Here is a 14,534-nt window from a genome sequence, read left to right as displayed (position 1 = left end):
CCGGCAAGGCCAACGTGGTCGACGTCGTGACCGCTGTGGCCGAGAGCGAGACCGCGCTCCAGACCCTGGTGGCGGTGCGCGACCGCGTGATCTCGGCCTACGAGGACATCTTGCGGATGCAGATTTAAGGAATCGTTGGCGCCGATGACCGGCCTCGCCATCCTCGACATCGCCCGCGACGGCATCTTCACCTTCCTCAAGGTCGCCGGCCCGCCGATGCTCGTCGCCCTCGTCGTGGGCCTCGTCGTGTCGCTGTTCCAGGCCCTGACCCAGATCCAGGAACAGACCCTGATCTACGTGCCGAAGATCGTCGCGGTCTTCGCCGCGATGCTGCTGATGCTGCCCTTCATGGGCGACGCGCTGGCCGGCTACATGACCCGCATCGCCGCCCGCATCGCCTCCGGGGGTTGAGCGGGGACGGAATCCGCCCGACAAGCTCGACTCCCCGCTCACTCCCGAATCGGCCGGACGTGAACCTCCTCCTGCCCGGCCTCGCCTCGGCCTACCTCCTCACCTTCGCCCGGGTCGGCACGCTGGTGATGCTGATGCCGGGCGTCGGCGAAGCGATGGTGACGCCGCGCCTGCGCCTCGCCTTCGCGCTGCTGCTCTCCCTGGTGCTGTTCCCGGTCGCCCGCCCGCTGCTCCCGGGCGGCACGGGGCCGGAGCCCGGCGGCCCCGGCACGGCGCTGATCGGCGTCCTCATCGGCGAGATCGCCGTCGGGCTGGTGCTGGGCCTGAGCGTGCGGGCCGTGATCGCGGCGTTGCAGACCGCCGGCACGATCATCGCCCAGCAGCTCGGCCTCGCCTACGCGATGACCGTCGATCCGGCGGCCGGCAACCAGCAGGCGACGCTCGGCAGCTTCCTGAGCCTGCTCGGCCTCACCCTGGTGCTCGCCGCCGACCTGCATCACCTCGCGCTTCAGGGCATCCGGGACTCCTACGCCCTGATGCCGCCGGTCGGCATGCCGGCGACCGGCGACGCCGCCGCCTTCGCGGTGCAGGCGGTGGCCCGCGGCTTCACCCTGGCGGTTCAGATCTCGGCGCCGTTCATCGCCTTCGGCATCCTGTTCAACCTCGGCCTCGGCGTGCTCTCGCGCCTGATGCCGCAGATGCAGGTGTTCTTCGTCGCCACCCCGGCCTCGATCCTGATCGGCATGCTGGTCTTCCTGGCGACTCTCGGGGTGACGATGGGCGTGTTCGTCGACGACCTCGGCCGCTTCCTGGCCGATCTCGGGAGGTCGTGAGGGCATGTCGGAGCAGGCCGACCAGGAAGATCGCACAGAGGACCCGACCCAGAAGCGCCTCGACGACGCGATCAAGCGCGGCGACGTCGCGACGAGCCAGGAGGTCAACACCTTCCTGATGCTCGGCGTCTTCACGCTGGTGCTGATGGTCGGGGCGGCGCCCCTCGCCCGCGGCCTGCTGACCGACCTGCGCGGCCTGCTCGCCCACCTGCACGAGGTGCCTTCGGATCCGGCGGGCTACCTCGCCTTCGGCCGCCGGGCCCTGGTCGCCGGAGGGCTCGCCCTCGCGGTGCCGGTGGGGGCGGTCGCCGCCGCCGGACTTGTCGGCGGCCTCGTCCAGCACCCCCTCGTCTGGACCACCGAGACCCTGGGGGCGAAGTGGAGCCGCGTCTCGCCGATGGCGGGCGTCAAGCGGCTGTTCGGGCCGGAGGCGTGGTTTCAGTTCGGCAAGGGCATCGTCAAGATCCTGCTCGTCGGCGTCGCCGCCGGCCTGGTCCTGTGGGGCGACCGCGACCGGCTCGAGGTCTTCGCGCGGCTCGAGCCGCCCGCGGTGCTGCAGGGAACCCTCTCGCTGTGCCTGCGGCTGATGGGCGCGGTGCTGGCGGCCTACGTCGTCGTCACCCTCGGCGACGCGCTCTACCAGCGCTACCGCTGGCGGGCGCGCCTGCGCATGTCGAAGCAGGAACTCAAGGAGGAGATGAAGGAGCAGGACGGCAACCCGGAGGTGAAGGGACGGATGCGCCAGATCCGCATGCAGCGGGTCAAGAAGCGCATGATGGCGGCGGTGCCGGGCGCCAGCGTGATCGTCACCAACCCGACCCACTACGCCGTCGCCCTGCGCTACGAGGCCGGGATGGCCGCGCCGGTCTGCGTCGCCAAGGGCGTCGACGCCCTGGCGCTGCGCATCCGCGAGGTGGCGCGCGAGCACGGCGTGCCGGTGGTCGAGAACCCGCCGCTGGCCCGCGCGCTCCACGCCACCGTCGAGATCGACGAAGCGGTGCCCCCCGAGCATTACCGCGCCGTGGCCGAGGTGATCGGCTACGTGATGCGCCTGCGCCGTCGTCACTAGAAAGTGCCCGGAACGAACCGGGTTCATTCCACGGAAACGCCGTGCCTGCTAGGGAACGGACGAGACCGGCCCTTCGGGGCAGCATGATCGGGACCCGGATGCAGCGCCGGGCCTTGGGGAGTGTCGAGGCGACATGCCGGAGTTGAGCTCATCCGCGGCGGAGGCCGCCCTCGACCGCTCCGAGCGGCCCGGCCGGGTCAGCCTGCTCCTGCTGCTGGCCGGCCTCCTGGTCGGCGCGGCGGTGGGCCTCAGCTTCGTCGCCAACGAGCAGGCGCAGCCGATCATCCTCGGCCTGCTGGCGCTGCTCGCCATGGCGGGCGTGTTCTCCCTCTTCGCCTTCGCCATCGGGGCGATCCAGCTCACCGGCCAGGGCACCCGCAACGACGTCACCAAGGCGGTGGTCGATGCCGCGCCCGACGGCATGATCGCCATGGAGGAGGGCGGCCGGCCGATCTACGCCAACGCCGCCTACCTGAAGCTCGCCGGCAGCGACACCTTCACCAACCTGCGCCCGGTCGAGCGGGTCTTCGTCGGCTCGCCGGAGGTGTCGGAGGCGGTCTATCGCCTCGCGCAGGCCGCGCGCGAGGGCCGCTCCCTGTCGGAGGAGATCCGCATGGCGCCCCCGCCCGGCGGCGCGGCGGAGCGCGACTTCGCGTGGTTCCGCATCGGGGTGCGGCCGCTGCCGCTGCCGCGCCGGCCGGTGGCCCTGTGGAGCGTCGCCGACATCACTCACGAGCGCGAGCGCCAGGAGAACGTCTTCCAGGAACTCCAGCACGCGATCGACTATCTCGACCACGCGCCGGCGGGGTTCATGGCGGTCGATCCGAAGGGCTCGGTCGTCTACATGAACGCCACGCTGGCGGCCTGGCTCGGCCACGACCTGGCGCAGGTCGGCTCGGGCGGCTTGCGCCTCTCCGAGATCCTGCCCGACGACCTCGGGCCGGTCCTGGTCGGCGGCAAGGGCGAGCCCGGCGAGGTCCGCACCGACCGGTTCGACCTGGATCTTCGCCGGCGCAACGGCCACCCGCTCTCGGCCAGGCTCTACCACCGGGTCGCCTACGGGCAGGACGGGCGGCCGGGCGATTCGCGCACCCTCGTGCTCAACCGCTCCGCCGGGGAGGAGAGCGACGATCCCCAGCAGGCGGCCGAGCTGCGCTTCGACCGCTTCTTCAACACCAGCCCGGTCGCGGTGGCCACGCTGGACGCGGAGGGGCGGCTGGTCCGCGCCAACGCCTCCTTCGCGCGCCTGTTCGGCACCCTGCCGCGCACCGGCGACGGCGGCGAGGCGGGCCCCCCCGTGCGCGACTTCGTCGTCGAGCGCGACCGCACCATCGTCGATGCCGCGGCGCGCGCCGCGGCCGAAGGACGGGGCGACGTGCCGCCGGTCGAGATCGGGGTCTCGGCCCCGGTCAACCGCTCGGCCCGGATCTGGCTCAGCCCCGCCGGCACGGCGGGCGGCGCGGAGGGCGCGGTGATCCTCTACGCCCTCGACACCACGGCCCAGCACCAGCTGCAGCAGCAGGTCAACCAGGCCCAGAAGATGGAGATGGTCGGCCAGCTCGCCGGCGGCATCGCGCACGACTTCAACAACGTGCTCCAGGCGATCATCGGCTATTCCGACCTGCTGCTGGCGAGCCACCGGCCGACCGACCCGGCCTTCCAGGACATCATGCAGATCAAGCAGAACGCCAACCGGGCCGCGAGCCTGGTGCGGCAGCTGCTGGCCTTCTCGCGCCGCCAGACCCTGCGGCCGGAGGTGATCCATCTCGGCGAGGCGCTCTCCGACCTCACCCTGCTGCTCAAGCGCCTGCTCGGCGAGCGGGTCGAACTCGACCTGAAGCACGGCCGCGACCTCTGGCCGGTCAAGGCCGACGTCAACCAGTTCGAGCAGGTGATCGTGAACCTCGCGGTCAATGCCCGCGACGCGATGCCGGAGGGCGGGCGCCTGCTGATCCGCACCGCCAACATGACCGCGGAGGCCGTGGGGGCCCTGCGCCTCAACGGCCTGCCGGGGGCCGACCACGTGCTGATCGAGGTCAGCGACACCGGCACCGGCATGACGCCGGAGGTGATGGAGAAGATCTTCGAGCCGTTCTTCACCACCAAGGAGGTCAACAAGGGCACGGGCCTCGGCCTCTCGACGGTGTTCGGCATCGTCAAGCAGTCCGGCGGCTACATCGACGTGCGCTCGACCATCGGCCAGGGCACGGTCTTCGCCATCTACCTGCCGCGCCACGTGCCGGTGCCGGAGGCCGAGACCCCGGAGGCGCTGCCCGAGATCGCCGCCCCGGCTGCGCCCGGAGCCGCCGCCGCCCCGGCCGCGCCCGCCGGGGCGCCCGCGGCGGAGCCGCCGAAGGCGCCGGCCCGCGACCTCACCGGCCGCGGCACGATCCTGCTCGTGGAGGACGAGGATCCGGTCCGCGCCGTCAACGGCCGGGCGCTCACCGCCCGCGGCTACACCGTGCTCGAGGCGGCCTCGGGCCTCGAAGCCCTGCAGATCATGCAGGAGCGCGACGTCCCGGTCGATCTCGTCGTCTCCGACGTGGTGATGCCCGAGATGGACGGCCCGACCCTGCTGCGCGAATTGCGCAAGGCCCACCCGGCCCTCAAGGTGATCTTCGTCTCCGGCTACGCCGAGGACGCCTTCCGCAAGAACCTGCCCGACGGCGAGGAATTCAACTTCCTGCCCAAGCCCTTCAGTCTCAAGCAGCTCGTCGAGACGGTGAAGACCACGATGGCGGGGTGAGGCCGGGGATCGCTGCCCGTCCGGACCCTGGCGGCCCCGGAGGCGCTGTCTCCTCCCGGCCGGCTCGCCTGCATTCCCGGGCGATCCGGCTGCGCTCCGTCGAGTCCGAGACGCCTTCGATCCAGGGCGTACGTGCCGTCGGGCGAGAATTCCTGTTTTGCAGCGCTGCCTGATGTGGATGGAAGCGCAAGATCCCGACTCTCCGTAGGAGCAGGGCTGTCCGGGGAAGGAAGTGGCGCGCCGCCCCTCTCCCACTCGGGAGAGGGGATCCCGCGCTTGATTTTTAGCGGATTGTCCCCCGGGCAGCCCTGCCGCAGGAGAAGGCCCGCGCCGCCCCTTACCCTGCGGGACGGCCCTTCCATCCGCAGGGAGCCGTGCTCCATCGTCATCGAGACGAGCCGGGCGGACATCCTGTCCGGTCCCATGGCGGGGATCGCAGTCGCCGGCTCGGCCGAGCCCTAATTCAGGAAGGCGCGGCTGCGGTTGTCGCGGGCTCGCACCGCCGTCATCGGCAGGTGGAAGACGCGGCGCTGGTGCTGGTCCTCGACCCGGAAGGCGCTGCGCGCCCAGTCGCAGGCGACCTCGCGGTCGTCGAGCAGGCCGGCTGCCAGCTTGGCCGCCACTTCCAGGGCATCGGCCGCGCTCTGCAACTCGACCCCTTCGGGGTCGAGGATCAGGCGGCGTCCCGACTGGAAATGGAAATAATAGACGGTCATCACGGGCTCGGCGGCGATTCGCCGGTATCTATGCCACAGAAAACGACCGGGTGCGATGCTCCCGCCCTTTTAGCCTGTAAAACCCGCGCATCTTCGGCGGAGCGCGGCCACGATGCTGCCGTTAGACCTTGAAATAATTCCTCTTATCAAAATCAAAGACTTTGCGGCATGTTCGTGTCGGTGTTTCGTGCGGGCCAAATAAGAAAGCCGCCCGAAGGCGGCTCTCAGACTTTCACCGGGAGTGGCGAGAGATCAGGCCCGAAGGCGCGTGCGGACTTCGCCGAGGCTGCGGCGGACCAGGTCCTGGGCGGCGTCGCCGCTGACCTTCTCCCGCAGGATGGTCTCGGAGACCCGAACCGCGGCTTCCGCAGCGGCGGCCCGCACCTCGGCCGCGGCCTGGGCCTCGGCCTGGGCGATCTTGGTTTCCGCCGCCTTGGTGCGGCGGGCCACGAACTCGTTCAGGCGGGCATGGCCCTCGGCGGCGGCCGCCTCGGCCTCCGCTCGGGCATTGGCGACGATCTCGGCGGCCTCGCGCTCGGCCTCCGAGCGGCGGCGCTTGTAATCCGCCAGGACGGCCTCGGCCTCCTCGCGCAGGCGACGGGCCTCGTCGAGCTCCTTGCGCACGCGCGCGCCGCGCTTGTCGAGCCCGCCGATGATCTGGTCGAACAGGCCCATCTTCCAGGCGATACCGCAGAACACCACGAAGGCGACCGCGACCCAGAACTCCGCATCGAACAGCATGTCGTGATCTCCTGCGGGTTCAGTGGACGACGCGGGTGCGGTCGTAGGCTGCCTCGACGGCGCTGCGGTCCGGCGCCTGGCCGGTCAGTCGCTCGACGATGGCGGTCGCGGCGTCGGCGGCGACCTCACGCACGCTGCTCATCGCCGTGGCGGTGCGGGTGCGGATCTGGCCCTCGGCCTCGGCGAGCTTGGTCGCCAGATCGGCCTCGAGGGACTTGCGGCGGGTCTCGGCCTCGGCGGCGAGCTGCTCGCGCGTGGTCTGGGCGATGCCCTTGGCCTTGTCCTGGGCGTCCTTGAGCGCACGCTCGTAGGTGTCCCGGGCGCTGTCGGCCTCGGCCTTGGCGCGGGCGGCCTGATCGAGGTCACCGGAGAGGCGGGCCTGCCGGTCGTGCAGGATGCCGGCGATCTGCGGCAGCGCGATCTTCGACATCAGGTAGTAGAGCAGGCCGAAGGCGAGCGCGAGCCAGAGGATCTGCGCGACGAAGGTGCTGCTCTCGAACGGCGGGAAGCCGCCGCCATGCTCGGAGGCCGGCTCGTGAATCAGCCCCTCCTTCAGGGGGGCGGGTGCATGTGGCTGCGCCATGGTGTCGTCCGGGTGTGGGGGAGACGAAGCGCTCCCGCCGAGCGCTCGGCCGGGCCGGCCGTCGCGCCGCCACGCCTCGCGGGCGGCGGCTGCACGAAGTGGTGTCGGGGGCCGCTAACGCGCGCGCACCGGAGCCTCGTGTGAAGGCCCGGTGCGCGGGTGGACCACCTCTTGTCAGGTAATCCTCGCCGGGATCAGACGGCGAACAGCAGCAGCAGCGCGACGAGCAGCGAGAAGATGCCCAGCGCCTCGGTCAGCGCGAAGCCGAGGAGCAGGTTGGCGCGCTGGCTGTCGGCCGCGGAGGGGTTGCGCAGGGCGCCGGCGAAGAACTGGCCGAACAGGTTGCCGAGGCCCACGGCGGCGCCCGCCATGCCGAGGCAGGCGAGGCCGGCGCCGATGTACTTCGCAGCAACGGGATCCATCGTGATGCTCCTAAGGTCGTCTAGTCGTCTGGCGGGTGGTATCCGGCCGCGACACGGCGAACCGGGGTGGGAAGCTTGTGAGCTGATCGCGGGCGGGAGGCGGGGCCGTCAGGCCCCGGCCCTTAGTGGCCCGGATGCAGGGCGTCGCTGAGGTAGATCGAGGTCAGCGTCGCGAAGACGTAGGCCTGCAGCACCGCGACCAGCATCTCGAGGGCCGTGACGGCGACCGAGAGGGCGAGGGGCAGGGGCGAGAGGATGCCCCAGACGCCGGCGGCGAGCAGGGCCGGGACGAAGCCCGCGAAGATCTTGAGCGCGATGTGGCCCGCCAGCATGTTGGCGAAGAGACGGACCGAGAGGCTGATCGGACGCGAGATGAACGACACGACCTCGATCACCACGATCAGCGGCTTGAGCCAGCCGGGCACGCCGGGCGGCACGAACAGGCCGAGGAAGTGGGTGCCGTGGGCCATGAAGCCGTAGATCACCACGGTCAGGATCACCACCAGCGCCAGCATGAAGGTGACGATGATGTGGCTGGTCACCGCGAAGGCGTAGGGGATCATCCCGAACAGGTTCAGCAGCAGGATGAACATGAACAGGGAGAACACCAGCGGCACGAAGCGCTCGCTGCCGTGGCCGGCCGATTGGTGCACCGTCTGGCCGATGAACTCGTAGAACACCTCGGCCAGGGACTGCGCCCGGCCCGGCACCACCGCGCGGCTCTTGGTCGCCCAGATCGTCAGGAGCGCGATGAGCCCCACGGCCAGGAACATGTACAGCGCCGACTGCGTGAAGGCGATGTGCTGGTGGCCGATATGCCCGAACGAAACCAGCGGCTTCAGCTCGAACTGGTGGATCGGATCCATCTTGACGGCCATGCCGGTCCCGCCCCCTCGTGTGTCGCTGCCGCGGGCTTTTCCCGCCGCGCTGCCAATCCGTGCAGGCGGATGCACGGCATCCACCGGATGATCAAGACCCTGGCGGGCCTTTCTTCGTGTCCGCGGCCGGAAAAAATCCGGAAACGCGCATCACGTTGTAAATTCCGGCCGCGAAGCCCAGGACGAGCAGGACGATCAGGCCCCAGGGCTTGGTGCCCAGGAGACGATCGCAGCCCCAGCCGAGAAGGCCGCCCGCCAGGACGCCCGCCACGAACTCCGTGGACAGCCGCATGGCGATGCCGAGGGACGAAGGCTGGCCGCTACCGGGACGCGACGAAGGATCGGGAGCCGCCGCGGGGCGCTTCCGGTCGATCTGCATCTCGAGACGCTTGAGCCTCGCGGAGAGGTCGTCGTCGGGGGAGGAGCCCTCACCGGTGCCGTCCTTCCCCCGCGGGTCGTTGCCGCTCATGGCGAAACCTCGCGCGTGAAGGAGTGAGGAGATCCGGTCCGGCTACCCCCGTCGAGCGGGCGCACCATAGTTTCGCCCACCTTGGGTGTCAAGGCACCCCGGACCGGCGGTAAGTCATTGGACTTCCGACTGATTTCGCGCCTTTCGCGGGAGCGTCGTCAAACCGTCTCGGCCAGCCTTTCCGCGGTCGCGAGATCGACCGAGACGAGCTGCGACACCCCCCGCTCGGCCATGGTCACGCCGAACAGCCGGTCCATCCGGGCCATGGTGATCGGGTTGTGGGTGATGACGAGGAAGCGGGTGTCGGTGTCGCGCGCCATGGCGGCGAGGAGGTCGCAGTAGCGCTCGACATTGGCGTCGTCGAGGGGCGCATCGACCTCGTCGAGGACGCAGACCGGCGACGGGTTGGTGAGGAACACCGCGAAGATCAAGGCGGTCGCCGTCAGGGCCTGCTCTCCCCCTGAGAGCAGTGTCATGGTCTGGGGCTTCTTGCCCGGCGGCCGGGCCAGGATGTCGAGGCCGGCTTCGAGCGGGTCGTCCGAATCGACGAGGGTCAATTCGGCGGTGCCGCCGCCGAACAGCGTCGTGAACAGCCGCTCGAAATGCCCGTTCACCGCCGTGAAGGCGGCGAGCAGGCGCTCGCGCCCCTCGCGGTTGAGGCTCTGGATCGCGCCGCGCAGGCGCCGGATCGCCTCGATCAGCTCGTCGCGCTCGCGCCCCAGCTCGTCGCGCCGCCCTTCCGTCTCGCGCAGTTCCTCCTCGGCCCGCAGGTTCACGGCGCCGAGCCGGTCGCGGTCGGCCCGCAAGCCCGCGGCCTTGGCCTCGACCGCACCGATCTCCGGCAAGGGATCTCCGGGCGTCGCGCCGGCGAGGCCGTAGAGGCCCTCCGGACTGGTCTCCAGGCTGTCGGCGATGGTGCGGACCACCTCGGCCAGGCGCCGTTCCAGGGCCTCGTGGGCGGCCGCCGCCGCGCCGCGGGCCTCGCGGGCGGCCGCGAAGGTGTCGAGGGCGCCGCGCGCCCGCGCCTCCGCCTCGGCCAGAATCGCCTCTCCGGTTGCCAGGCGCTCGCCGGCCAGCGCCCGGGCGGCACCCGCGCGCTCCGTCGCCGCGGTGAGCCGGCGGCGTTCCTCGGCGAAGGTTTCCGGCGCCTCGGCGAGTTCCGCCTGCTCCTCTTCCGCACCAGCGAGGCGGTCGCCGAGCTCGTCCAGGATTGCGTCGGCCCGTTCGGCCCGCTCCTGCCAGCGCGCCCGGTCGGCGGCCAGCGCCGCCCGTCGGGCGGCCGCCTCCTCGGCGGCGCGGGTCAGCGACAGGCGGGCCGCCCGGGCCTCGGCGGCGGCGAGGCGGCGCGCCTCGGCCGTCTTGCGGGCCTCGTCGAGGCGCGCGGCGAGGTCCTCGGGCCCGTCGAGGGCGGCCAGCGCCTCCTCGGCGGTCTCGACCCGGGCCGCCGCCTCCTCGGCCTCGGCGGCGATGCGCGCCTCGGCCTCGGACAGCGCGACCCGGCGGGCGGCGGATTCGGCCTCCCGGCGCTCGGCATGAGTCAGGTTCTCGCGGGCACCGTCGAGGTTGCGGCGGGCGAGGCGGGCGCCGTCGAGGGCGCGCAGCTCCGCGGCAGCGGCCTCCTGCGCCCGGGCCTGGAGGGCGTCGTGGGTCTCCCGCGCGGTCTCCGCCTGCTCCCGGGCGAGTGCCGCCGCCTCGTGCAGCGTCTCCAGCCGGTTGCGCTCGGAGAGCCGCCGCGCCGCCGGGCGCGGCGCTTCCGCCGCGGCGGTGAGGCCGTCCCAGCGCGTGAGGTCGCCGCGTTTCGTGACGAGGCGCTGGCCCGGCTGCAGGCGCTGGCGCAGCTCCGCCGCGTCCTCCGGTTCCACCAGCCCGACCTGGCGCAGGCGGCGGGCGAGGGCCGGCGGGCCGGTCACCCGCTCGGCGAGCGGCCGGGCGCCGGCCGGCAGATCCGGGTCTGCGCCGGGATCGGGAAGGAGCGCCCAATGGGTCGGGGCCTCAGGGTCGAGGGCGGCCTCGAGGTCGTCGCCGAGGGCCGCCGCCAGGGCCGCCTCGTAGCCCGGCTCGACGGTGAGCGCGTCGAGGATCGGGGGGAAGCGCGCTGCGGTGCCCGGCGCCACCAGGCGGGCGAGGGTGCGGGCCTCGGTGTCGAGCCGTGCCGCCTCGCGCTCCGCCGCGGCCAGGACCGGCCGGCCCCGTGCCTCGGCGTCGCGCGCCTCTGCCACGGCATCGCGGGCCAAGGCCGCCGCCTCCTCGGCGCTCTCGGCCGCCTCCTTCGCTTCGTCGTAGGCCTCGCGCAGGGCGGAGAGCCGGTCCGACCCGGCCTCCGCGGCCGCTGCGGCCTCGCGGGCGAGGCGGGCCCGCTCCGCGGCGAGGCGCGTCGCCCGGGCGCGCTCGTCGGCCGCCGCGCGGATCAGGGCGCCGCGCCGCGCCGCGTGCTCGGCCTGGGCCCCTTGCGCCGCGGCGAGCGTCGCCTCGGCGACCGCGAGGCTTTGTTCCGCCGTCGCCTCCCGCGCCGCAGCCTCCGCCCGTGCCACGTCTCCGTCATCGGCCTCGGCCAGCGCCGCCGCCTCGCCGTCGAGGCGCTCCAGGGTCGCCTGCGCATCGTCCCGGGAGGCGGCCTCGCGGGCGAGGTCGCGGCGCAGATCGACGATCCGGCGGCCGAGATCGCGCAGGCGCTCGGCGCTGCGGCGCTCCTGCGCGTCGAGCTGCGCCGCCGCCAGCGTCAGGCGCTGCAGCTCGGCCGAAGCCGCACCCTCCGCCTCGCGCAGGCGCGGCAGGGCGGCGGCGGCGACCCCTTGCGCCGTCGCTGAGTCCACCTGCTCGGCCTGCGCGCGCGCCAGCCGGTCGAGGGCCTGGGCGAGTGCCGCTTCCGCCGCCTGGACCTCGCGGCGGGCATTCGTGTGCCCGATCAGGAGCAGCAGCGCTTCGTGCCGGCGGATCTCGGCCGCGATCGCCCGGTAGCGCTGGGCCGAGCGGGCCTGGCGGCGCAGCGAATCGACCCCGGCGGTGATCGCCGTCAGCACGTCCTCGACGCGGGCGAGGTTGTCCTCCGCCGCCCGCAGGCGCAGCTCGGCCTCGTGCCGGCGGGCATGCAGGCCGCCGATGCCGGCGGCATCCTCCAGGATGCGCCGCCGCGCCTGGGGCTTGGCCGCGATCAGCTCCGCGACCTGGCCCTGGCGCACCATGGCCGGGGAGCGGGCGCCGGTCGCCGCGTCGGCGAACATCAGCTGCACGTCGCGGGCCCGGACCTCGCGGCCGTTGACCCGGTAGGTCGAGCCGGCGCCCCGGTCGATGCGGCGCGAGACCTCCAGCAGGTCGGCGGCGTTGAAGGCGGCGGGGGCGGTGCGGGCGCCGTTGTCGAGGGTGAGCGTCACCTCGGCGTGGCTGCGTCCCGGGCGCCCGCCGGAGCCCGAGAAGATCACGTCGTCCATGCCCGAGGCCCGCATGCTCTTGTGCGAGCTCTCCCCCATCACCCAGCGCAGGGCCTCGACGAGGTTCGACTTGCCGCAGCCGTTCGGGCCGATCACCCCGGTCAGCCCGGGCTCGATCAGGAACTCGCTCGGCTCGACGAAGGTCTTGAAGCCGACGATGCGCAGGCGCGTGAATTTCATGGGGAGACGCGGTGCGCGGGGTCGGGGTGCGTGTGTGTTGGCGCCGGGGGCGAGGTCAGGCGCGATTCCCCTCTCCCGTGCGGGAGAGGGGACCCCGCGCTCACTCCTCTAATGTTCGTCCAAACGAAAGCGAATTACGCTCCCACGATCGGCTTGATCACCTTCTCCATGCCCTCGATCGTCATCTCGCCCTGGTACTTCTGGCCGTTGATGAAGAAGGTCGGCGTGGCGTTGACCTTGAAGGTCGTCATCGCGCGCTCCTTCACGGCGTTGACCGCGTCGTAGAGCTTCTGGTCCTTCAGGGTCGCCTCGAACTTCTCCTTCGAGAAGCCGGCCTGGCGCATCATCTGCTCGAGGGCGTCGAGGGGCTTCGGCACGAAGGCCCAGTTCGCCTGCTGGTCGAACAGCATGTCGGTGATCGGGTAGTAGCGCGCCGCGTTGTCCGACCGGGCCAGCATGAAGGCTGCGGTGGCGAGCGGGTCGAGGGGGAACTCGCGGAGCGTGAAGCGGACCTTGCCGGTGTCGATCCAGCGCTCCTTGAGCGCCGGCCAGGTCGTCTTGTGGAAGCCGGCGCAGTGGGAGCAGGTCATCGAGGCGTATTCGATGATGGTGCAGCGGGCGGTGTCGGGCCCGAGCCAGACGTCGCCGAGGGGGCCGGGCTGCATCAGGCCGTCCACCACCGGTCCTTGCGCCAGGGCTGCCTGATTGAGGGCGCGGAACGGCAGGGCCGGGGCGAGCAGGGCCGCGCCGAGGGCCGAGCCGGTGAGTGTCAGGGCCTCGCGACGGGTGAGCATGGCAGGCGTCCTCGTGGAGGGTGCGGGAGGGTCCGCATTCGTGAGTGCGGTAGAATCCCGGCCGCCTCGTGGCAAGCAGCCGGCGCATCAACAGCCCGCGACGCTTCCGCCTTTCCGTGGTGCCGCCGCGTGCCGCGACGGCGTCCGGCGCCCGGTCGGGCTTGCCGCGGGCGAGGTACGCGGAATGCGAAAGACGGCTGCGGTCAGCGCGAGCGCTGCGCCCCCAGCACCGCGAGGCCGAGGCGGTCGAGGGCGTCGCGGAGCGCCGCCTCGCTCACGGTGGAGACGGCGAGCGCCACCTCGCCGCGGCGCACCGGGTCGAGGGGCGGGGGAGCGGCGGCGCGGCGCCGGGCCTGGGCGACCCGGTCCTGGCGCAGGCGGATCTTGCCGACGCAGGCCCAGCCGTAATGGCGGTTGATGCGTTCGATCACCAGCGGCACGAGGTGCTGGAGCTCGAGGGCGAAGGCGCCCTCGACCCGCACCGTCAGGGTGCCGGGCTCCGGCCGCTCGCGCGTGCTGCCGCGCCGGCGCGGCCATTCGAGCTTCTCCGGCTGGCAGGCCCGGGCCAGGCGCTCGCCGACGATCTCCGACCAGGAGGCCAGGATGTCGGTCGAGGCGAAGCCCTGCGCCGCGAAGACGGGGCCGAGGGACCGCTCGATCAGCTCGCTCAAGGGTTTGGGCCGCGCCATCGCCCGTCCGTCCTGGTGAGTCGCCGCTTCCGGCGTGAAGCCCCGACAGATAGAGCCTTCGTGTAAGGGAACACTTAACCCTCGGCCTCGCGGCCGCCAGGGTGGGGTCCGGCGGAAGAGCCCCGAAATCCCGCTCCCGCTAAGGCGGAAAACCCGCTAAGGCGGGCCGCATGGTAGCGCCCGCCGCGTCGCACTCAAGGCCGCATGCCGCCGACCTCCTGGTCTGGTACGACCGCCATCGCCGCGCGCTGCCCTGGCGCGCGCTGCCCGGCGTCGCGCCCGACCCGTACCGGGTCTGGCTGTCCGAGATCATGCTGCAGCAGACCACCGTCGCTGCGGTGAAGCCCTATTTCGCCCGCTTCCTGGAGCGCTTCCCGACCGTCGAGGCCCTGGCGGCGGCGCCCGAGGAGGCGGTGATGGGCGCCTGGGCGGGCCTGGGCTATTATTCCCGCGCCCGCAACCTGCATGCCTGCGCGCGTGCGGTGGCGGAGGCCGGGGCCTTTCCCGACACGGTCGAGGGCCTGAGGAAGCTGCCCGGCATCGGCGCCTACACGGCGGGCGCCATCGCGGCGATC

The 14,534-nt window shown here is 72.3% G+C and carries 14 protein-coding genes and 1 pseudogene; 6 read left to right on the top strand and 9 right to left on the bottom strand.

What is annotated here, in order from left to right; translation table 11 throughout:
• The 5 genes from fliE to cckA form a co-directional block, all read left to right on the top strand.
• On the top strand, positions 1-128 hold a 128-nt coding region (gene fliE / locus VQ03_RS19565; protein ID WP_048452575.1), incomplete at its 5' end, for a flagellar hook-basal body complex protein FliE.
• Positions 129-144: 16 nt separating this feature from the next.
• A complete protein-coding gene (fliQ, locus tag VQ03_RS19560) occupies positions 145-411 on the top strand; it encodes a flagellar biosynthesis protein FliQ (RefSeq protein WP_048452574.1) in 267 nt (88 codons plus the stop codon).
• Positions 412-470: 59 nt separating this feature from the next.
• Complete coding sequence (gene fliR / locus VQ03_RS19555; RefSeq protein ID WP_048452573.1) at positions 471-1,244, top strand: flagellar biosynthetic protein FliR; 774 nt, start codon at positions 471-473, stop codon at positions 1,242-1,244.
• Between the two features lie 4 nt (positions 1,245-1,248).
• On the top strand, positions 1,249-2,313 hold the full coding sequence (gene flhB / locus VQ03_RS19550) for a flagellar biosynthesis protein FlhB (RefSeq protein WP_048452572.1): 1,065 nt from the start codon (positions 1,249-1,251) through the stop codon (positions 2,311-2,313).
• Between the two features lie 133 nt (positions 2,314-2,446).
• Positions 2,447-5,059, top strand: coding sequence for a cell cycle histidine kinase CckA (cckA, locus tag VQ03_RS19545; RefSeq protein WP_048452571.1), 2,613 nt, complete (start codon positions 2,447-2,449; stop codon positions 5,057-5,059).
• 458 nt (positions 5,060-5,517) lie between these two features.
• Here cckA and VQ03_RS19535 read toward each other — a convergent pair whose 3' ends face one another.
• From VQ03_RS19535 to VQ03_RS19495, 9 genes are all read right to left on the bottom strand, one after another.
• Entirely contained in the window at positions 5,518-5,775 is a 258-nt protein-coding gene (locus VQ03_RS19535; RefSeq protein ID WP_048452569.1) for a DUF6894 family protein, read from the bottom strand.
• Positions 5,776-6,027: 252 nt separating this feature from the next.
• Positions 6,028-6,513: a F0F1 ATP synthase subunit B family protein gene (locus tag VQ03_RS19530; protein ID WP_157064174.1), complete on the bottom strand. Its 486-nt coding sequence runs from the start codon at positions 6,511-6,513 to the stop codon at positions 6,028-6,030.
• Between the two features lie 22 nt (positions 6,514-6,535).
• Positions 6,536-7,099: a F0F1 ATP synthase subunit B family protein gene (locus tag VQ03_RS19525; protein WP_048452567.1), complete on the bottom strand. Its 564-nt coding sequence runs from the start codon at positions 7,097-7,099 to the stop codon at positions 6,536-6,538.
• 194 nt (positions 7,100-7,293) lie between these two features.
• Positions 7,294-7,521 carry a F0F1 ATP synthase subunit C gene (locus VQ03_RS19520; RefSeq protein ID WP_012336551.1) on the bottom strand — a complete coding sequence of 76 codons (228 nt, stop codon included), beginning with the start codon at positions 7,519-7,521 and terminating at the stop codon, positions 7,294-7,296.
• A 122-nt stretch (positions 7,522-7,643) separates the two neighbouring features.
• The gene (locus VQ03_RS19515) at positions 7,644-8,399 is read right to left on the bottom strand and encodes a F0F1 ATP synthase subunit A (protein WP_048448032.1); all 756 of its coding nucleotides are present in this window, start codon (positions 8,397-8,399) and stop codon (positions 7,644-7,646) included.
• A gap of 91 nt (positions 8,400-8,490) precedes the next feature.
• Complete coding sequence (locus tag VQ03_RS19510; RefSeq protein ID WP_048452566.1) at positions 8,491-8,868, bottom strand: AtpZ/AtpI family protein; 378 nt, start codon at positions 8,866-8,868, stop codon at positions 8,491-8,493.
• A 158-nt stretch (positions 8,869-9,026) separates the two neighbouring features.
• Positions 9,027-12,476: a chromosome segregation SMC family protein gene (locus VQ03_RS19505; RefSeq protein WP_048452565.1), complete on the bottom strand. Its 3,450-nt coding sequence runs from the start codon at positions 12,474-12,476 to the stop codon at positions 9,027-9,029.
• 134 nt (positions 12,477-12,610) lie between these two features.
• On the bottom strand, positions 12,611-13,270 hold the full coding sequence (locus VQ03_RS19500; protein ID WP_048452564.1) for a DsbA family protein: 660 nt from the start codon (positions 13,268-13,270) through the stop codon (positions 12,611-12,613).
• Positions 13,271-13,473: 203 nt separating this feature from the next.
• The gene (locus tag VQ03_RS19495; protein ID WP_048452563.1) at positions 13,474-13,959 is read right to left on the bottom strand and encodes a DUF721 domain-containing protein; all 486 of its coding nucleotides are present in this window, start codon (positions 13,957-13,959) and stop codon (positions 13,474-13,476) included.
• 170 nt (positions 13,960-14,129) lie between these two features.
• Between VQ03_RS19495 and VQ03_RS19490 the strand changes: the two are divergent.
• Positions 14,130-14,534 (top strand): annotated as a pseudogene (locus tag VQ03_RS19490) (A/G-specific adenine glycosylase); the annotation flags it as partial.

The sequence above is a fragment of the Methylobacterium tarhaniae genome (genome assembly GCF_001043955.1).
Classification (GTDB): domain Bacteria; phylum Pseudomonadota; class Alphaproteobacteria; order Rhizobiales; family Beijerinckiaceae; genus Methylobacterium; species Methylobacterium tarhaniae.
The sequence above is the reverse complement of the archived record's forward strand: the minus strand, read 5'-3'. Positions and strand labels throughout refer to the sequence as shown.

Coding starts and splice junctions, on each gene's coding strand:
- VQ03_RS19495 (WP_048452563.1), bottom strand. CDS start 13,959: ATGGCGCGGCCCAAACCCTTGAGCGAGCTGATCGAGCGGTCCCTCGGC.
- fliQ (WP_048452574.1), top strand. CDS start 145: ATGACCGGCCTCGCCATCCTCGACATCGCCCGCGACGGCATCTTCACC.
- VQ03_RS19520 (WP_012336551.1), bottom strand. CDS start 7,521: ATGGATCCCGTTGCTGCGAAGTACATCGGCGCCGGCCTCGCCTGCCTC.
- cckA (WP_048452571.1), top strand. CDS start 2,447: ATGCCGGAGTTGAGCTCATCCGCGGCGGAGGCCGCCCTCGACCGCTCC.
- flhB (WP_048452572.1), top strand. CDS start 1,249: ATGTCGGAGCAGGCCGACCAGGAAGATCGCACAGAGGACCCGACCCAG.
- VQ03_RS19525 (WP_048452567.1), bottom strand. CDS start 7,099: ATGGCGCAGCCACATGCACCCGCCCCCCTGAAGGAGGGGCTGATTCAC.
- VQ03_RS19510 (WP_048452566.1), bottom strand. CDS start 8,868: ATGAGCGGCAACGACCCGCGGGGGAAGGACGGCACCGGTGAGGGCTCC.
- VQ03_RS19515 (WP_048448032.1), bottom strand. CDS start 8,399: ATGGCCGTCAAGATGGATCCGATCCACCAGTTCGAGCTGAAGCCGCTG.
- VQ03_RS19505 (WP_048452565.1), bottom strand. CDS start 12,476: ATGAAATTCACGCGCCTGCGCATCGTCGGCTTCAAGACCTTCGTCGAG.
- VQ03_RS19535 (WP_048452569.1), bottom strand. CDS start 5,775: ATGACCGTCTATTATTTCCATTTCCAGTCGGGACGCCGCCTGATCCTC.
- VQ03_RS19500 (WP_048452564.1), bottom strand. CDS start 13,270: ATGCTCACCCGTCGCGAGGCCCTGACACTCACCGGCTCGGCCCTCGGC.